General features: G+C 40.7%; 11 protein-coding genes, 6 pseudogenes and 1 other annotated feature (1 of these 18 running past the window's edge). All 17 genes and pseudogenes read left to right on the top strand.

Annotated features, from left to right (window positions below):
- Positions 1-135, top strand: a binding site (T-box leader); it begins 88 nt to the left of the window's first position.
- A 54-nt stretch (positions 136-189) separates the two neighbouring features.
- The 17 genes and pseudogenes from NBRC111893_RS00585 (at position 190) to NBRC111893_RS00505 (ending at position 15,834) form a co-directional block, all read left to right on the top strand.
- A pseudogene (locus NBRC111893_RS00585) lies at positions 190-1,820 on the top strand (peptide ABC transporter substrate-binding protein).
- Positions 1,821-1,833: 13 nt separating this feature from the next.
- On the top strand, positions 1,834-3,105 hold the full coding sequence (pepT, locus tag NBRC111893_RS00580) for a peptidase T (RefSeq protein WP_125007595.1): 1,272 nt from the start codon (positions 1,834-1,836) through the stop codon (positions 3,103-3,105).
- Positions 3,106-3,306: 201 nt separating this feature from the next.
- A complete protein-coding gene (rsmG, locus tag NBRC111893_RS00575) occupies positions 3,307-4,044 on the top strand; it encodes a 16S rRNA (guanine(527)-N(7))-methyltransferase RsmG (protein WP_125007594.1) in 738 nt (245 codons plus the stop codon).
- Positions 4,045-4,056: 12 nt separating this feature from the next.
- A pseudogene (locus tag NBRC111893_RS00570) lies at positions 4,057-4,822 on the top strand (ParA family protein).
- A complete protein-coding gene (locus NBRC111893_RS00565; protein WP_125007593.1) occupies positions 4,812-5,696 on the top strand; it encodes a ParB/RepB/Spo0J family partition protein in 885 nt (294 codons plus the stop codon). The pseudogene NBRC111893_RS00570 and the gene NBRC111893_RS00565 overlap by 11 nt, the downstream one beginning before the upstream one ends.
- A 21-nt stretch (positions 5,697-5,717) precedes the next feature.
- The gene (locus tag NBRC111893_RS00560) at positions 5,718-5,903 is read left to right on the top strand and encodes a DUF951 domain-containing protein (RefSeq protein WP_125007592.1); all 186 of its coding nucleotides are present in this window, start codon (positions 5,718-5,720) and stop codon (positions 5,901-5,903) included.
- Between the two features lie 25 nt (positions 5,904-5,928).
- Positions 5,929-7,029 carry a redox-regulated ATPase YchF gene (ychF, locus tag NBRC111893_RS00555; protein WP_125007591.1) on the top strand — a complete coding sequence of 367 codons (1,101 nt, stop codon included), beginning with the start codon at positions 5,929-5,931 and terminating at the stop codon, positions 7,027-7,029.
- 26 nt (positions 7,030-7,055) lie between these two features.
- Positions 7,056-7,763, top strand: a complete 708-nt coding sequence (locus NBRC111893_RS00550; RefSeq protein ID WP_125007590.1) for a DUF1129 domain-containing protein — start codon at positions 7,056-7,058, stop codon at positions 7,761-7,763.
- A 155-nt stretch (positions 7,764-7,918) separates the two neighbouring features.
- A pseudogene (guaB, locus tag NBRC111893_RS00545) lies at positions 7,919-9,059 on the top strand (IMP dehydrogenase).
- Between the two features lie 133 nt (positions 9,060-9,192).
- Positions 9,193-10,353 carry a glycerate kinase gene (locus NBRC111893_RS00540; RefSeq protein WP_125007589.1) on the top strand — a complete coding sequence of 387 codons (1,161 nt, stop codon included), beginning with the start codon at positions 9,193-9,195 and terminating at the stop codon, positions 10,351-10,353.
- A 129-nt stretch (positions 10,354-10,482) separates the two neighbouring features.
- Positions 10,483-11,172 carry a response regulator transcription factor CroR gene (gene croR, locus NBRC111893_RS00535; protein ID WP_125007588.1) on the top strand — a complete coding sequence of 230 codons (690 nt, stop codon included), beginning with the start codon at positions 10,483-10,485 and terminating at the stop codon, positions 11,170-11,172.
- Between the two features lie 18 nt (positions 11,173-11,190).
- Positions 11,191-12,352, top strand: a pseudogene (locus NBRC111893_RS00530) (sensor histidine kinase).
- Positions 12,353-12,432: 80 nt separating this feature from the next.
- Positions 12,433-13,154, top strand: a pseudogene (locus tag NBRC111893_RS00525) (D-alanyl-D-alanine carboxypeptidase family protein); the annotation flags it as partial.
- Positions 13,155-13,271: 117 nt separating this feature from the next.
- Entirely contained in the window at positions 13,272-13,631 is a 360-nt protein-coding gene (locus tag NBRC111893_RS11550) for a hypothetical protein (protein ID WP_369689687.1), read from the top strand.
- Between the two features lie 125 nt (positions 13,632-13,756).
- Complete coding sequence (locus NBRC111893_RS00515) at positions 13,757-14,524, top strand: AzlC family ABC transporter permease (protein WP_125007906.1); 768 nt, start codon at positions 13,757-13,759, stop codon at positions 14,522-14,524.
- 11 nt (positions 14,525-14,535) lie between these two features.
- Positions 14,536-14,868, top strand: coding sequence for an AzlD domain-containing protein (locus NBRC111893_RS00510; protein WP_125007585.1), 333 nt, complete (start codon positions 14,536-14,538; stop codon positions 14,866-14,868).
- Positions 14,869-15,061: 193 nt separating this feature from the next.
- A pseudogene (locus NBRC111893_RS00505) lies at positions 15,062-15,834 on the top strand ((S)-acetoin forming diacetyl reductase).
- The last annotated feature ends 13 nt before the right edge of the window (positions 15,835-15,847 follow it).

Here is a 15,847-nt window from a genome sequence, read left to right as displayed (position 1 = left end):
TGAGCTTGGAGTTAGTTGCTAGTTATCGCTAACAATTCGGGTGCGACCGTTACATCGCCGGAAATCAACAGGTTTCTTAGAGGTGTATTTTGTTTACACGAATTTGGGTGGTACCACGTTACTAACGTCCCTTAGTCCGGCATTGGACTAAGGGATTTTTTGTTTCTAAAAATTGGGAGGAATTAAGTTATGAATAACAAGCATATACTGGGGATTACGTTTGCCACACTAGGATTAGTGTTAGCTGGTTGTGGTAGTCAGGGAGCATCACAGGATAAGAATAAAGCTCAAGTTTTGAACTGGACTGAGAACCGGGAGTTAGCTACCGCTGATCTGTCTCAGGCAACTGATACGTTGTCGTTCAATGTTTTGATGAACACCCAAGAAGGTCTTTATCGATTGGATAAATCAGGAATTCCTCAAAACGCTTTGGCAACTAAGACCCAGGTTACTAATGGTGGGAAGACTTACACATTTAACTTGAGAAAAGGGGTTAAGTGGTCAGATGGTTCAACAGTTACCGCAAAGGATTTTGTTAATTCTTGGCGGAGAACGGTAAATCCTAAGACGGTATCTCAGGATGCTTTCTATTTATTCCAAGTTAAAAATGCTGAAGCAATCAACGCAGGTAAGAAGCCAGTATCTAGTTTAGGAATCAAAGCATTATCCGATTATAAATTGCAGGTTAACTTGAACAAGCCAGTGACATACTTCAAAAGCTATTAGCTTGGCCCCTATTTTACCCGGTCAATCAAAAGGCAATTGACAAGTACGGTAAAAAGTACGGGACAGCTGCTAAATACACAGTATCCAATGGGCCCTTTGTTTTAAAGAAGTGGAATGGGACCAATAAGTCTTGGTCATTAGTTAAGAACAATCATTATTGGGATAAGCAAGCCGTTAAGCTAGATAAAATTAATGAGTTAGTCGCAGAAAGCACGACTACCAGTTATAACTTATACAGTTCTAAGAAAGTTGATGAAACTTTGCTTAGCGGCCAACAAGTTAAAAATAACCAAAATAATCCAGATTTTGTTAAACGCCTACCAACTGCCACATCAAGATTGGAATTGAATCAAACTAAAGTGAAAGCATTTAAGAACCTTGATATTCGTAAGGCATTCTCATTAGCAATTGATCGGCAACAATTAACCAAGAACGTGCTTCAAGATGGTTCTGAACCGGCTAAAGGATTTGTGCCAGCAAACATGGGCAATAATCCAAAGACCGGCCAAGCATTTAATGATGAAGCATCGGTTCCAAGTGCCGTTGCATATAACCTTGATCAAGCCAAGAGCTTGTTAAAGAAAGGCTATACCCAAACCGGAGTGAAGAAGCTTAATTTAACTTTGTTAGTTTCAGATACTGATAGTAGTAAAGATACCGCTGAGTTCTTACAATCAAGCTTAGAGAAATTGCCAGGCGTTAAAGTTACCATCTCATCAATTCCATTTGTGCAATTGATTTCACGCCAGGCTGCTAAGAACTATCAAATGACAGTTCAAAGTTGGCAATCAGTGTTCGCTGACCCAATTAATTATTTGGACGTATACGAGAAGGGTGCTAGTTACAACACTTCTGGTTATGAGAGTGCCAAATTTGATAAATTATTATCTGAATCAGAAGATCAAAATGCTAACCAACCTGAAAAGCGTTGGCAAAATCTTGTAGCAGCTGAAAAGGTTTTAATGAATGATCAGGGAACGGTACCACTTTATCAATCCACTCAATCACAATTAATCAGATCAAATGTTAAAGGGATTGTTTATAATCCAGCTGGTGTTCCATTCGATTGGAAGACGACTTATATTAAAAACTAAGGAATGAGTTTTAATGACAGACATTGATAAGCAGTATATTCAAAAATTATTTATCAAGTACGCGAAGGTTAATACCCGATCAAATCCTCATGTGACGGATACACCGACGACAGTTGGTCAAGTTGAACTTGCCAAAATAATTGTTGCTGATTTAAACAAACTGGGATTAGCTAAAGTTAACTTTGATGAAGATAGTGGCTATGTGATCGCAAGCATCCCTAGTAATGTTGACACAGAGGTTTCAGCAATTGGATACATTGCCCATTTAGACACTGCTGATTTTAATGCTGAAAATATTCATCCCCAAGTGCATGAAAATTATGATGGTCAGCCAATCGTGCTAAATGAGCAGCGGAACATAGTTTTATCAGCTGAGCAGTTTCCAAAACTACAAAAACATCTCGGTGAGACTCTGATTACTACAGATGGGACGACTTTATTGGGAGTCGATGACAAGGCGGGAATTGCTGAAATTATCGGAATGCTGAAATATTATCAGGACAATCCACAGGTTAAACATGGACCGATATTTATGGGCTTTGGTCCAGACGAAGAAATCGGTAAAGGAGCTAAGCAGTTTCCTATTGATAAATTCCCAGTCGAATTCGCTTATACATTAGATAATGGTGATTTAGGAGAGATTAGACCAGAGACGTTTAACGCCTCCCAAGCATTGATTGATATTGAAGGTACCGCAGTTCATCCTGGGGATGCTTATGGATTAATGACTAATGCAATTACCATTGCCAACGAAGTTATTAGCCAACTGCCTAAGGATGAGGTCCCCGAGAAGAGTAAAGGCCATGCAGGATTCTTCCTAGTAACTAACCTAGAAGCCACAATTGATAAGGCCCATTTTGAAATTATTATTAGGGATTTTGATATTGATAAATTTGTTGCAAAAGAAGAACTACTTAAACAGATTGTGAAAGATTTAAACCGTGAGTTAGATCATCCAAGAATAAAGTTAGCTATTACTGAGCAATATAAAAATATTTGGGAAAGCATTAAGCATAACCCATACATTATCAACGTTGTTTTGGATACTATGAAGCGTGCACATATCGATTCAAGTATCATTCCTTTTAGGGGCGGAACTGATGGTAATTTCATTACTGAAAAAGGAATTCCAACACCGAATTTATTTAACGGTGGGGATAATTTTCACGGTCAATATGAGTACGTAACTACAGAATCAATGATTGCGATCACCAAATTTTTAATTCAACTAAATGATGAACATGTGAAACAGACTGGTCATCGGAATAATCAATTAGTAAAATAATGAGAAGACAACTTCAAATCGATTACAAAATATGGTAATTATTGAAGTTGTCTTTTTATTTTGGGCGAAAATCATGTATACTAATTATTTGCTGTTTACTAATTCAATTTACTGCTACACCTTGTATGAAAGCGTAATTTACGGTAAAGTATTAGTAGGTCGTGAAACAAACGTGTTTCACAATTTCAGGAGAAATAATTTATGAATATTGAACAATTTAAAGAAGCATTGCTAGCCCAAAATATTGAGATAACTGATGATCAGTTAGCCCAGTTTGAAGCTTATTTCAAGCTATTGGTGGCAATTAATGAAAATGTGAATTTAACGACAATTACTGAAGAGCCTGACGTTTATCTCAAACATTTCTATGATTCGATCACGCCAGCCTTTTTTGTTTCACAAATTCGAACTGATGCCTTATCGATTTGCGATGTTGGAGCTGGAGCTGGATTTCCAAGTATTCCATTGAAAATCTTATTCCCCCAATTAAAGGTAACCATCGTTGACTCATTGAATAAACGAATTAACTTTTTAACTGAACTAGTTGAAAAGTTAGGATTAAGTGGCGTTGAGTTATACCATGCGCGGGCAGAAGAATTTGGTGGCAAGAAGTCACCTCATCGGGAACAATATGATATCGTGACTGCTAGAGCAGTGGCACGATTATCAGTGCTTAGTGAATTCTGTTTACCGCTTGCTAAGGTCGGCGGCCAAATGATTGCCATGAAGGCGGCTAAGGCTGAAGATGAGTTGACTGACGCTAACCAAGCGATTCAGTTACTAGGTGGGCAAGTGGCCTCAGATCATTCATTTGATTTGGCTAACACTGATGAATCACGTCACATTATTGTAATTAACAAAGTAAAGCCGACCCCAAAGCAATATCCACGAAAGGCGGGGACACCTGCTAAGGATCCTTTGGGTCAAGGAAAAAAGTAAGAGGAATTTGGAATGACGATTGTAATTGCGCTTGCAAATCAAAAGGGCGGGGTCGGTAAAACGACGACTGCTGTTAACTTGGGCGCTGGATTAGCAGCCGCAGGGAAAAAGGTCTTAATTGTTGACGCTGATGCTCAAGGCAACGCCACTAGTGGCGTGGGGATTTCTAAGGCCGATATCAAAGAGGATATCTATGATGTGTTAATCAATGAGGTTCCTATGAAAGAGACCATTATGGCTACTCAGCGCGATGGCTTAGACATTGTGCCAGCGACTATTCAATTGTCGGGAGCTGAGATTGAATTGACTCCCCAAATGGCCCGAGAAACTCGATTACGAGAATCGCTTAATCAGGTGAAGGCAAACTACGATTATGTGTTGATTGATTGTCCACCATCATTAGGGCTGATTACAATTAATGCCTTTACTGCCAGTGACTCAATTTTAATTCCAGTTCAAAGTGAGTATTATGCTTTAGAGGGATTAAGTCAGTTATTAAATACCGTCGAATTGGTTAAGAAACACTTCAACAAGAATTTGAAGATTGAAGGAGTGCTACTAACCATGTATGATTCCAGAACTAATTTAGGGGTTCAAGTAAAAATGAAGTGCAAAGTACTTTAAAGACGAAGTTTATGACACGGTTATTCCAAGAAATATTCGGCTATCCGAGGCCCCAAGTTATGGATTGCCAATCATTGACTATGATGCAAAGTCTAAAGGTGCACAAACGTACATGCAGTTAGTAGAGGAGGTGCTTGATCGTCATGCCAAGTAAGAAGTTAACCGGCGGTTTAGGTAAAGGAATTGAAGCTTTATTTGAAGATAATACCGTTGATATGAGTAAAGAAACGGTAATTGATATTAATCTTAACGATGTTAAGCCCAATCCTTATCAACCTCGCCATCGATTTGACGCGAAAGCATTGGAAGATCTTGCAGTATCAATTAAAAATTCTGGCGTTTTTCAACCAATTATTGTGCGCCAGCCTAATCCTGATAAAGAAAAGTATGAGCTATTAACTGGTGAACGCCGGTTGCGGGCTTCTAAAATCGCTCAACAAAAGACCATCCCAGCCATCGTGCGCGACGTAAACGAAGAAGAAATGATGGAGATTGCGGTTTTAGAAAACTTGCAACGTGAGGACTTAACTACACTTGAAGAAGCTCAGGCCTATGAAACGTTGATGACTCAATTAGATTTGACTCAAGCCCAAGTGGCTAAGCGGCTTGGTAAGAGTCGGCCATATATCGCCAATTACTTACGGATTTTGGGATTACCACAACCAATCAAAGAGTTCTTGGATGACGAGAAGTTATCAATGGGTCAAGCCCGAACTTTATTATCAGTTAAAAGCAAGCCGGATATGATCGAACTTGCCAAACGAGCAGTTGCGGAATCACTAACGGTGCGCCAATTAGAACAAGCTGCTGATAAGATAAATGGAAAAAAAGGTGCTAAGAAGAAAAAGGCGGTGCGTAAGTCGCCGTTTGTCAAAGCATCTGAACATCAACTCCAAGATCGCTTCGGCACCAACGTCGCAATCAATGCTGCACCTCGGAAAAAAGGTGCTGGTAAGATTGAGATTGCCTACACGTCAGAAGAAGATTTGAATCGAATTCTTGAAATGATGGATGTTAATTTAGATTAGTGATATGAAAGGATGATCCTTATGTATGATTTACATGATATTGTTGAAATGAAGAAGCCTCATCCATGTGGAACTAATCGGTGGGAGATTATCCGGATGGGGGCTGACATCAAGATTCAATGTACCGGTTGTCAGCATATTGTAATGCTACCCCGCCGAGAATTTGATAAGAAGCTTAAAAAGATTTTAGAAAAAGCTGAAAAATAATACTTAGAAAGAAGAGTTTACTGATATGTCATTAACTGCAGGAATCGTCGGATTACCAAACGTTGGTAAGTCAACCTTATTCAACGCGATTACAAAAGCTGGGGCCGAAATGGCTAATTACCCATTTGCGACAATTGATCCTAACGTTGGAATGGTTGAAGTTCCTGATGCGCGATTAGATCGAATTCAAGAGTTGATTCCAGCTGATAAAGTAGTACCAACTACGTTTGAATTTACTGATATCGCCGGAATTGTTAAGGGTGCTAGTAAGGGTGAAGGACTTGGTAATAAGTTCTTGGAAAACATTCGTCAAGTAGACGCCATCGTGCATGTTGTGCGGGCTTTTGATGATGACAACATCACTCATGTTTCAGGTAAAATTGATCCATTAGATGATATTGATACCATTAACCTTGAATTAGGAATGTCTGACTTAGATGCTGTTGATAAGCGATTAGCTAAGGTCCAACGGGCTGCTAAGGGTTCTGACAAAGAAGCTAAGGCTGAATTGGCCGTGCTAGAAAAGATCAAGCCAGTGCTTGAAGCCGGTAAGTCAGTTCGGACCATTGAATTTGATGAAGAAGAAGAAAAGATCGTTAAAGGCTTATTCTTATTAACTTCAAAACCAATTCTTTACGTTGCTAACATTGCTGAGGATGACATGGCTGATCCTGAAAATTCAAAATACTTCAAGCAAATTAAAGACTTCGCTGCTTCAGAAGGAGCAGAAGCAATTGCCGTGGCTGCTGAAGCTGAAGAAGAAATTGCTGAATTAGATGATGCAGATAAAGCTGATTTCCTAGCTGCTGAAGGAGTGGAAGAACCTGGTTTGAACCGGTTGATCCGAGCTTCATACAAACTACTTGGCTTGGAAACGTTCTTCACTGCTGGTGGTAAAGAAACTAAGGCTTGGACATTTAAGACGGGAACCAAGGCACCACAAGCTGCCGGAATTATTCATTCTGACTTTGAACGAGGCTTCATCCGAGCTGAAGTAATGGCTTTTGATGACCTTGATAAGTATGAGACCCAAGCTGCCGTTAAGGAAGCTGGAAGACTTCGTCTTGAAGGTAAAGAATACGTTATGCAAGATGGCGACATCGTTGAATTTAGATTTAACGTTTAATAATTGATTTGAAGGGGCGAATTTAATTGAGCGAAACTAATGAAAAACGGAATGCTCATGTTCAACAGGACCGGAACCGGACTGCTGAACGCGTGCACTCACAGTTTGACAATATCGGATTGACTAAGCGAAATGCAGAATATATGTTTAAGTTTAGTCAGGCACTTAGCCAAACCAAGTTAAAAGATGAACAAAAGACCGAAGTAATTGACCAAATGGTTAACGAATTAATCGCAGGACAAAAGAGTGGTAAAACAGCGCGTAACCTTTGGGGAACGGTTGATCAAAAGATTGATAACGTGGTTAATCCTCCAAAGAAGGCCGGAGCACCAGCTCAAGATTACTGGCCAAATGCTGGATATAACACATTACTATTCTTCACGATTTTTACATTGCTATATGGAATTACGGCCTTATTCTCAAAGAGCGCTCAAAGCACAACTATGGGGATTACGGGAATTATCTTGAGCTCAATTATTGCCGGATTAGGCATTCCGTTGATGACATTGCTAATTGCACCAGGAGTTAAGCACAAGTATTCATTGCCAATTAGAATTATCTTCATTGCGGCATTCTTCGTCTTGTGGATGGCAGTCTTCTTCGTGGCTGGCTTGATTCCACATGCCATTAACCCAATTCTTAATTCATATGTATACATTGCCTTAGGGATTATTTCAATTGGTGGTAGTATTTGGTTCAAACGCCGTTACAACATTACCGGTGGTTTATTCTAGTAAATTTAATATGATTAATAAGGTCATCCTAGCGGTTAAGCACTGTAAGGATGACTTTTTAATTAGATAACAATTAGAATTAGCAAATTCACCTTGCTGTGAAACAATGAGGGTGGTATATTTTTAAACAATTATATTTTAAAGGAGCGAATTTAATGGTTAGCTGGAATGATAAGTTTGGTAAAAAGGGTTATACATTTGACGACGTTTTATTGGTCCCCGCAGCAAGTGATGTACTACCCAACGAAGTTGATCTTTCAACGCAATTGGCAGACAACATTAAGTTGAACATCCCATTCATTAGTGCAGGAATGGACACTGTAACTGAATCTGCAATGGCCACTACCATGGCCAACCTTGGTGGATTGGGAGTAATCCACAAGAACTTGAGCATCGAGGCTCAGGCTGAAGAGGTTGCTAAGGTTAAGCGAGTGACAGAGATTGATGATAACGCAGCTGTTGATGATCAAGGCAGACTTTTAGTTGCAGCCGCAGTTGGCGTAACTTCTGATACGTTTGACCGGGCCGAAGCCATTTTGGCTGCTGGCGTTGATGCAATCGTTATTGATACTGCTCACGGTCATTCAGCTGGAGTATTAAGAAAGATTGCGGAAATTCGCGAACACTATCCAGATACTACCTTGATTGCTGGTAACGTGGCTACTGCTGAAGGTACGGAAGCCTTATTCCAAGCCGGCGTTGATGTTGTTAAAGTCGGTATTGGTCCTGGTTCAATTTGTACTACTCGAGTAGTTGCTGGAGTTGGGGTACCTCAATTAACCGCCATCTACGACTCAGCTGAAGTTGCTAGAAAGTGGCACAAACCAATCATTGCTGACGGTGGCATTAAGTACTCTGGTGACATCGTGAAAGCCTTAGCTGCTGGTGGTAACGCTGTAATGCTAGGGAGTATGCTGGCCGGAACTGATGAAGCTCCTGGTGAAGTATTTGAAGAAAACGGTAAGAAGTTCAAGGCCTACCGGGGCATGGGTTCAGTAGCTGCTATGAGTCAATCACATGGTTCTTCCGATCGTTACTTCCAAGGTGGCGTTAATGAAGCCAATAAGTTGGTTCCCGAAGGAATTGAAGGTGAGATTGAATATCGTGGTAGCGTTAAGGATATTACCTTCCAAATGATTGGTGGCTTGCGTTCAGGCATGGGGTTACACGGGTGCTAAAGATATTCAGTACCTAAATGACCATGCGCAATTTGTTGAAATTTCCAATGCTGGTTTGATCGAGTCACATCCGCATGACTTGGCTGCAATCAAAGCGGCTCCTAACTACAAGAAATAAACTAACCATTAATAAATCATGGGACTTGTAAGCACAATTAACTGCTTACGAGTCCCATTTTCTTTTAGACACAGAGCGATTATACTTAATAGTGAAAAATTTATTACTTAATCAAATTTCTTAGGAGAAAATAATGGCACAAACCCCAGCTGATCAACAGCAAACATTTAAAATTGTGATCGCACCGGATTCATATAAAGGTTATTTGACGGCTTTAGAAGCTGCGCAAGCAATCAAAGTGGGCTGTGAGCAAGTCATTGATAACGCTGATTATGAATTGCTCCCATTGGCTGACGGTGGTGAAGGGACGACTATTACATTAGTTAATGCAAAAGGTGGTCGATTGGTTACCGAACAAGTGGAAGATCCGTGGGGCAATTTAATTTTGGCGGACTATGGTTTAGTTGATGACGGTCGGACGGCCGTGATTGAAACGGCGGCCGCAAGTGGTTTTCAATTTATCGATTTTCAACAACCGCAGATAGGTTTAGCTGATACATTTGGAACTGGGCAACTTATAAAATCGGCCTTAGACCACGGAGTTACTAAGATTATCGTTGGGTTAGGTGGCAGTGCGACCAACGATGGGGGAGCAGGATTATTAACGGCCCTCGGTGCAAGCTTGTTAGATGCAGCTGGTAAACTCATTCCTCGGGGAGGTTTGGGCTTAACTAAGCTGGCACGAATTGATGTTCATAATTTAGATCAACGGCTTAAGCACGTTACGGTGGTGGGCGCCACTGATGTTACTAATCCCTTAACGGGTAAACGGGGAGCGACGGCAGTATTTGGACCACAAAAAGGGGCTGATCCTGTGATGATTGAGCGATTAGATGCAGCGTTGGCTAATTATGGTGAAGTGATCAAGCATGATTTGGGCATTGATGTTGTCAGTCAACCCGGATCGGGGGCTGCTGGTGGTTTAGGAGCTGGTTTGATTGCAGGCTTAAAAGCCACCTTAACTTCAGGGATTAACTTGGCATTGAAGGAAATAGCCTTTGCTAATGCGGTTCAAGGAGCTAACTTAGTAATCACTGGTGAAGGGTCAATTGATGATCAGACTCAATATGGTAAAGCACCAAGTATTGTTGCGCAGCAAGCTCGGATCCAAGCACCTGACAGTTACATTCTAGGGATCGGCGGTCAAGTTGGTGACCAGCTTCAGCCCTTATATGATCAAGGATTTAACCGTATTACAGCCATTCAAGTTGATCCTAAACTAGGCGATCCCAAAGAAAATGCCCAGGCTAACTTAACCCAGACAACTAGCCAATTAGTCAGCCGTATCTTGTAGGGGGAGATTGATACCTGTTTAAATTTGTCTTTACTTGTTAGAATAGGCGTTGTCCGCTAAGCTAATTAGTGTAAACTATGATTAAAAGTGTCACAAATATGAATTTAAACTCAAATGAGAGGTAAAAACATGAAAATTTTAGTTGTTGATGATGACAAAGAAATCGCTCAATTACTTGAAATCTATATCCGAAATGAGGGATATGAACCAGTATCAGCTAATAGTGGGGAAGAAGCACTCACACGCCTTAGAACCGAATCTGATATTGGCATGATGATTTTGGATGTAATGATGCCAGGGATGAGTGGAATCGAAGTTGTTAAAGAAGTTAGAAAAGATTCCCAAATTCCAATCATTATCTTGTCAGCTAAGACTGAAGATATGGATAAGATTCAAGGCTTGATCAGCGGTGCAGATGACTATGTTACTAAACCATTCAATCCACTAGAAGTCATGGCCCGAGTAAAATCATTGCTTCGCCGGGCCGAAGAACATGTGACTGATGACACGCCAGATATCTTAGACATTGGCCCATTGACGATCAATAAGGACTCACATGAAGTTAAGACAATTACTGGCGAACCAATCCAACTAACGGCTTTAGAATTTGGAATTTTGTATTTATTAGCCAGTCATCCTAATCGGGTCTTTTCCGCTGACGAAATTTTTGAACGCGTTTGGCGTCAAGAAAGTATCGTTTCAGCTAAGACAGTGATGGTTCACGTTAGTCATTTGCGGGATAAAATCGAAGAAGCTACAAATGGTGAGAAGGTTATTCAAACTGTTTGGGGTGTGGGATACAAAGTTGAAGCCCACTAGTAGTTGGGAGGAACAATTGTGAAGTTAACGGCCCGCGAAAAGACGGAACTGATCGTAGAAGGAATCATTACGGTCATTTTGTTAATGTTGCTGAACCTATCAATTATTATCTTAATTAATCAGTCCATTGAAGCGAATCCTGGATTGCGGGATGGAATCTTTATCATTAAGCGTTCCATCCTAATTGGCCCAGCCCATTACCGTATTTGGAGTTGGGAAATATCTTTATTATCCTGATGCTGATCTTTGATGCTGCGGTAGTTTATTGGCGCCTAATTCGTCGTTATCACCAAATGGAACTGCGGCATATTATTTCGGAATTGCACTATATTGCTAATGGTCATTTGGATCATCGCATTAACTTTAACTCATCCGGGAGTACTCAATCAGTGGTGGATAGTGTTACGCCTTGGTGGATAGTGTTATTGCTTCATTAGATGAAGAACGAGCGATTGAAAAATCAAAGGATGACTTGATCACTAATGTTAGTCATGACCTGCGAACCCCGTTAACATCAATTCTGGGGTACTTGGGACTGATTCAGGACAAACAGTACCGCAGTACGGATGATGTGCTTAAATACACTGAAATTGCCTATTTAAAAGCCAAACAAATGAAGTCATTAGTTGATAATTTGTTTGAATACACCAAAGTCCGCCAAGCAGATACTAAGTTATCGTACAACCGAATTGATTTAACCCAGATGATGGAACAACTTGTGGCGGCCTTTGAGTTAGATGCCGGTAAGCATGGCTTGAAGATCTCTACCGATGAACCTGCTGAGTCCATGTTTATTGAAGCTGATGCTGAAAAGCTTGGGCGAGTATTTAATAACTTGATTTCTAACGCAATTAAATACGGAGTTGGCGGTCAAAATATTTATCTACGCGCCAAGTTTGTTTCAGACGATGAAGCCAAGATTGATGTGTTAAATGATGGGCCTAGAATTCCGGCCAAGGCGCTGAATCAAATCTTTGAGCGGTTTTACCGAGTGGAAGAATCACGGAATAAGGATACTGGTGGTTCAGGATTGGGGTTAGCGATTGCCCAAAGTATCGTAGCTTTGCATGGTGGTTATATCGATGTGACTTCAGATGATGAATTCACGGTATTCTCCATTCACTTACCAATTAAGCCAGGTGAAAAATTAAAACAAGCAAAACCACAGATGCTTTCTTAAATTAAGGAGCGAAAGATGATTAGAAAATTAACCTTAAAATCGATGGTGACAGTGATGGCAACCATCTTTTTATTGCCCAAGTGCCAGCCGGTGTTCGGGCAGATGCGCAAACTACTAATGACTCACGAATTCAAGCTAGGGCTGCCCTAGCAGTGGATGCCGATACGGGTCAAATCTTGTATTCACAAAATGCCAAGCGACCACTAGCAATTGCTTCCATTTCTAAATTGATGACGGTTTACATCGTGCATCAACAAATTGCTGCTCACAAGTTGAGTTGGAATACGCCAGTTAAAATTGGTCAGAACGTGGCTAAGTTAAGTACCGCGGCTGAATTGACCAATGTACCGTTGGTGGCAGGTCGGACATATACGGTTAAAGCGCTTGTTCAGGCTGCGTTGATCTCATCAGCTAATGCTGCTGCAGTGGCCTTAGGGAATGCTGTTGCCGGTTCACCTGAACAATTTAACCAAGTGATGCAACAAACTGCCAAGTCGATGGGAATTAGGGATGCACAATTTTATAATGCGGCGGGATTACCTAATAAGTTGATGGGTAACTTGGAACTAGCAAATGTCTCACCAAATGCTGAAAACATGATGTCAGCCCGAAGTGTGGGCATTATTGCCGCCAACTTGTTAAAGAGTTTTCCTAAAGTAACTCAAATTACGTCGCAAACCAACTTTCCTTTGCAGGAACGCAATATGAAGGTCATAATCAGTTATTGGGGACTAATACGGTGGCCCCATCTATTAGGGTAACGGGGTTGAAGACGGGAACGTCTGATAAAGCCGGCGGATCATTTGTTAGTTCAGCCACTAACCGGCATCGGCGGATTGTCACAGTTGTTTTGCATGCTAGCAATACTTCTGCCACGGATCCAGCTAGATATATTCAAACTGCTAAGTTATTACGGGAAGTGGTTAGCAATAATCACCCAGTACATTTGAAGTCGCAAACGACAGTGAAACATGCCAAAACGGTGTTTGTAAGAAATGCCAAACAGCAAACTGTAAATGTTGGAACTAGCCATTCCCGTTGGGTATGGTTGCCTAATCGGTCAGTCAGGGTGACGGGAAAGTTTGTGACCAAAAATCAAAAACTACGGGCGCCAATGACGACCAAGCAAGTAGTCGCGAAGGCAAACCTATTAGTAAACGGTCAGCAAATTAGTTATTTACGAGCTAAAAGTGATGAAATTGCCTTAACTCCAACGAAAAAAGTTGAACGGGCAAATGTGTTCGTACTAGCGTTTAGAGCGATTGCAGACTTGTTTTGATTTCACAAATTCTTGATAAGAGGTTTATTAATTCTTAATTTTCCAATATAATGTACGTTGGATTCATTTTTAGACGTTGACTCTATTTTCGGTTTTTTATTGGAGGAATCCTTTTGGCTAAAAATATGGCTAGATCGGATGCAGAGTTGCCATATTGGCGACGCATTCTAAATGCTTCATTACCAGTTGATTTAAGTTACATACCAATCGGGCTTGCGTGTGGGATTTTACTCCACGCTTCCGGATTTAATATTTACATGACTGCCCTTGTATCCCTGTTAGTGTTTTCTGGGGGAGCGCAATTTTTGATTGCGTCATTATTAGCAACGAATGCTCCAATGTATTCGGTTGTGTTAATGATGTTTTTTCTTGAGTTGCGATATGCATTGTTGGGCTCAAGTTTGTCGAAGTACCTGCATGGTAAGTCGCTAGGCTTTACTACGCTGTTTGCGGCCTCGATGAATGATGAAAACTATGCGATCAACTACTTAAAGTTCTCAACGGATAAGAATTTTACACCGCGTGATGCTTTAAATGTTGAGCATTACACCTTGGCATTTTGGACTGTAAGTAACATTATTGGTAGTATTATCGGTAGTGCCGTGTCAATCAACTTAACGGTTGTTCACTTTGCCTTAACGGCACTATTCTTGTACATGATTGTAATGCAGTTAAAGAATGGTCTAATCATTTTTATCTGTATTGTTTCTGGATTTTTAGCTGCAGTATGTATGGTAATCACTAAGTCGACCCTTGGGTTAGTAATTTCAACACTGATTGCATCGTTTGTTGGATTTGCGTTAGAAGCAACCATCAGAAGTAAATTTCCTAAGAGTCGGATCCTTCGCTCAATGAAGAATCCCGCTGGATCACCTGAGGACGTTAATGAGTAGGAGTCAGAGTTATGGAATGGAGTACAACACAACATTTTTGGTTAATACTAGCGTGTTTTGGGGTGGCTTTTTTACCACGATTATTACCATTATTATTCTTTAGAAAACGAGAAATTCCGTTATGGTTTAATGAGTGGATGACGTACGTTCCAGTATCCTTGTTTACCGCTTTAGTGGTCAAGGATCTGTTTATTGACGCTAGTTACCAAGTATCGATTGTTGATAAAGCCCCTGAGTTGATTGCCGCAGTATTGGTAATTGGAATTGCTTATTGGACTAGATCGATGACGATTTCGGTAGTTTTGGGATTGGCTGCAGTGTTTATCCTCGCAATGTTTGTGTAATTAATCGAATAAAATAATAATAGTTGAAGCAAGTTGCGGGTTTAATTGGCAACTTGCTTTTTTGATATGATGAGGCTGCTTAACCAAAATGAAAATGACCTCGAAATTTTGGTGGATTGTTTTTCATGCGCAGACAGGCTAAGATAGTTATGTTAATAAATTCACATATATAAGATTTACGGAGGATTTTCTCATGGCACAAAAAGTCGCAATGGTAACTGGTGCAGGCCAAGGAATCGGTCAAGCAATTGCTGAAAGATTAGCTAACGATGGTTTTGCAGTTTCATTAGTTGGTCGTCATTTGGACAAGGTTCAAAAGATCGCTGACGAAATTAATGGTAATGGCGGTAAGGCAATTGCCATCAAAGCCGATGTTGCTGAACGAGACGAAGTTTTTGCTGCAGTTGATGCAACAGTTAAAGAATTTGGTGACTTTAACGTTATCGTTAATAACGCTGGTTTAGGACCAACTACACCAATTGATACCATCACTCCTGACCAATTTGATTGGGTTTACAAAGTCAATGTTGGTGGTGTGCTTTGGGGAACTCAAGCAGCTCACAAGGCCTTTAAGGAATTGGGGCATGGTGGTAAGATCATTAACGCTACTTCCCAAGCTGGGGTAGTTGGTAACCCTAACTTAGCCCTTTACGTTGGAACTAAGTTTGCGATTCGGGGAATTACGCAGACAACTGCACAAGACTTAGCTGCAGAAGGTATTACAGTTAACGCATTGCACCAGGTATCGTTAAGACACCAATGATGTATGATATTGCTCATGAAGTTGGTCAAAACGCTGGTAAGAGTGACGAATGGGGAATGTCAACATTCTCAGATGGTATTGCTCTTGGTAAATTATCTGAACCAGAAGATGTTGCCAATGCAGTTGCTTTCTTAGCTGGACCAGATTCAAACTACGTAACTGGTCAAACATTAATCGTTGATGGTGGAATGCAATTCCAATAAGATTGACTGAAGC

Origin of the sequence: Lentilactobacillus kosonis (assembly GCF_003864335.1) — a bacterium.
Classification (GTDB): domain Bacteria; phylum Bacillota; class Bacilli; order Lactobacillales; family Lactobacillaceae; genus Lentilactobacillus; species Lentilactobacillus kosonis.
Note: the sequence above shows the minus strand (reverse complement) of the source record. Positions and strands in the feature narration are given on the sequence as shown.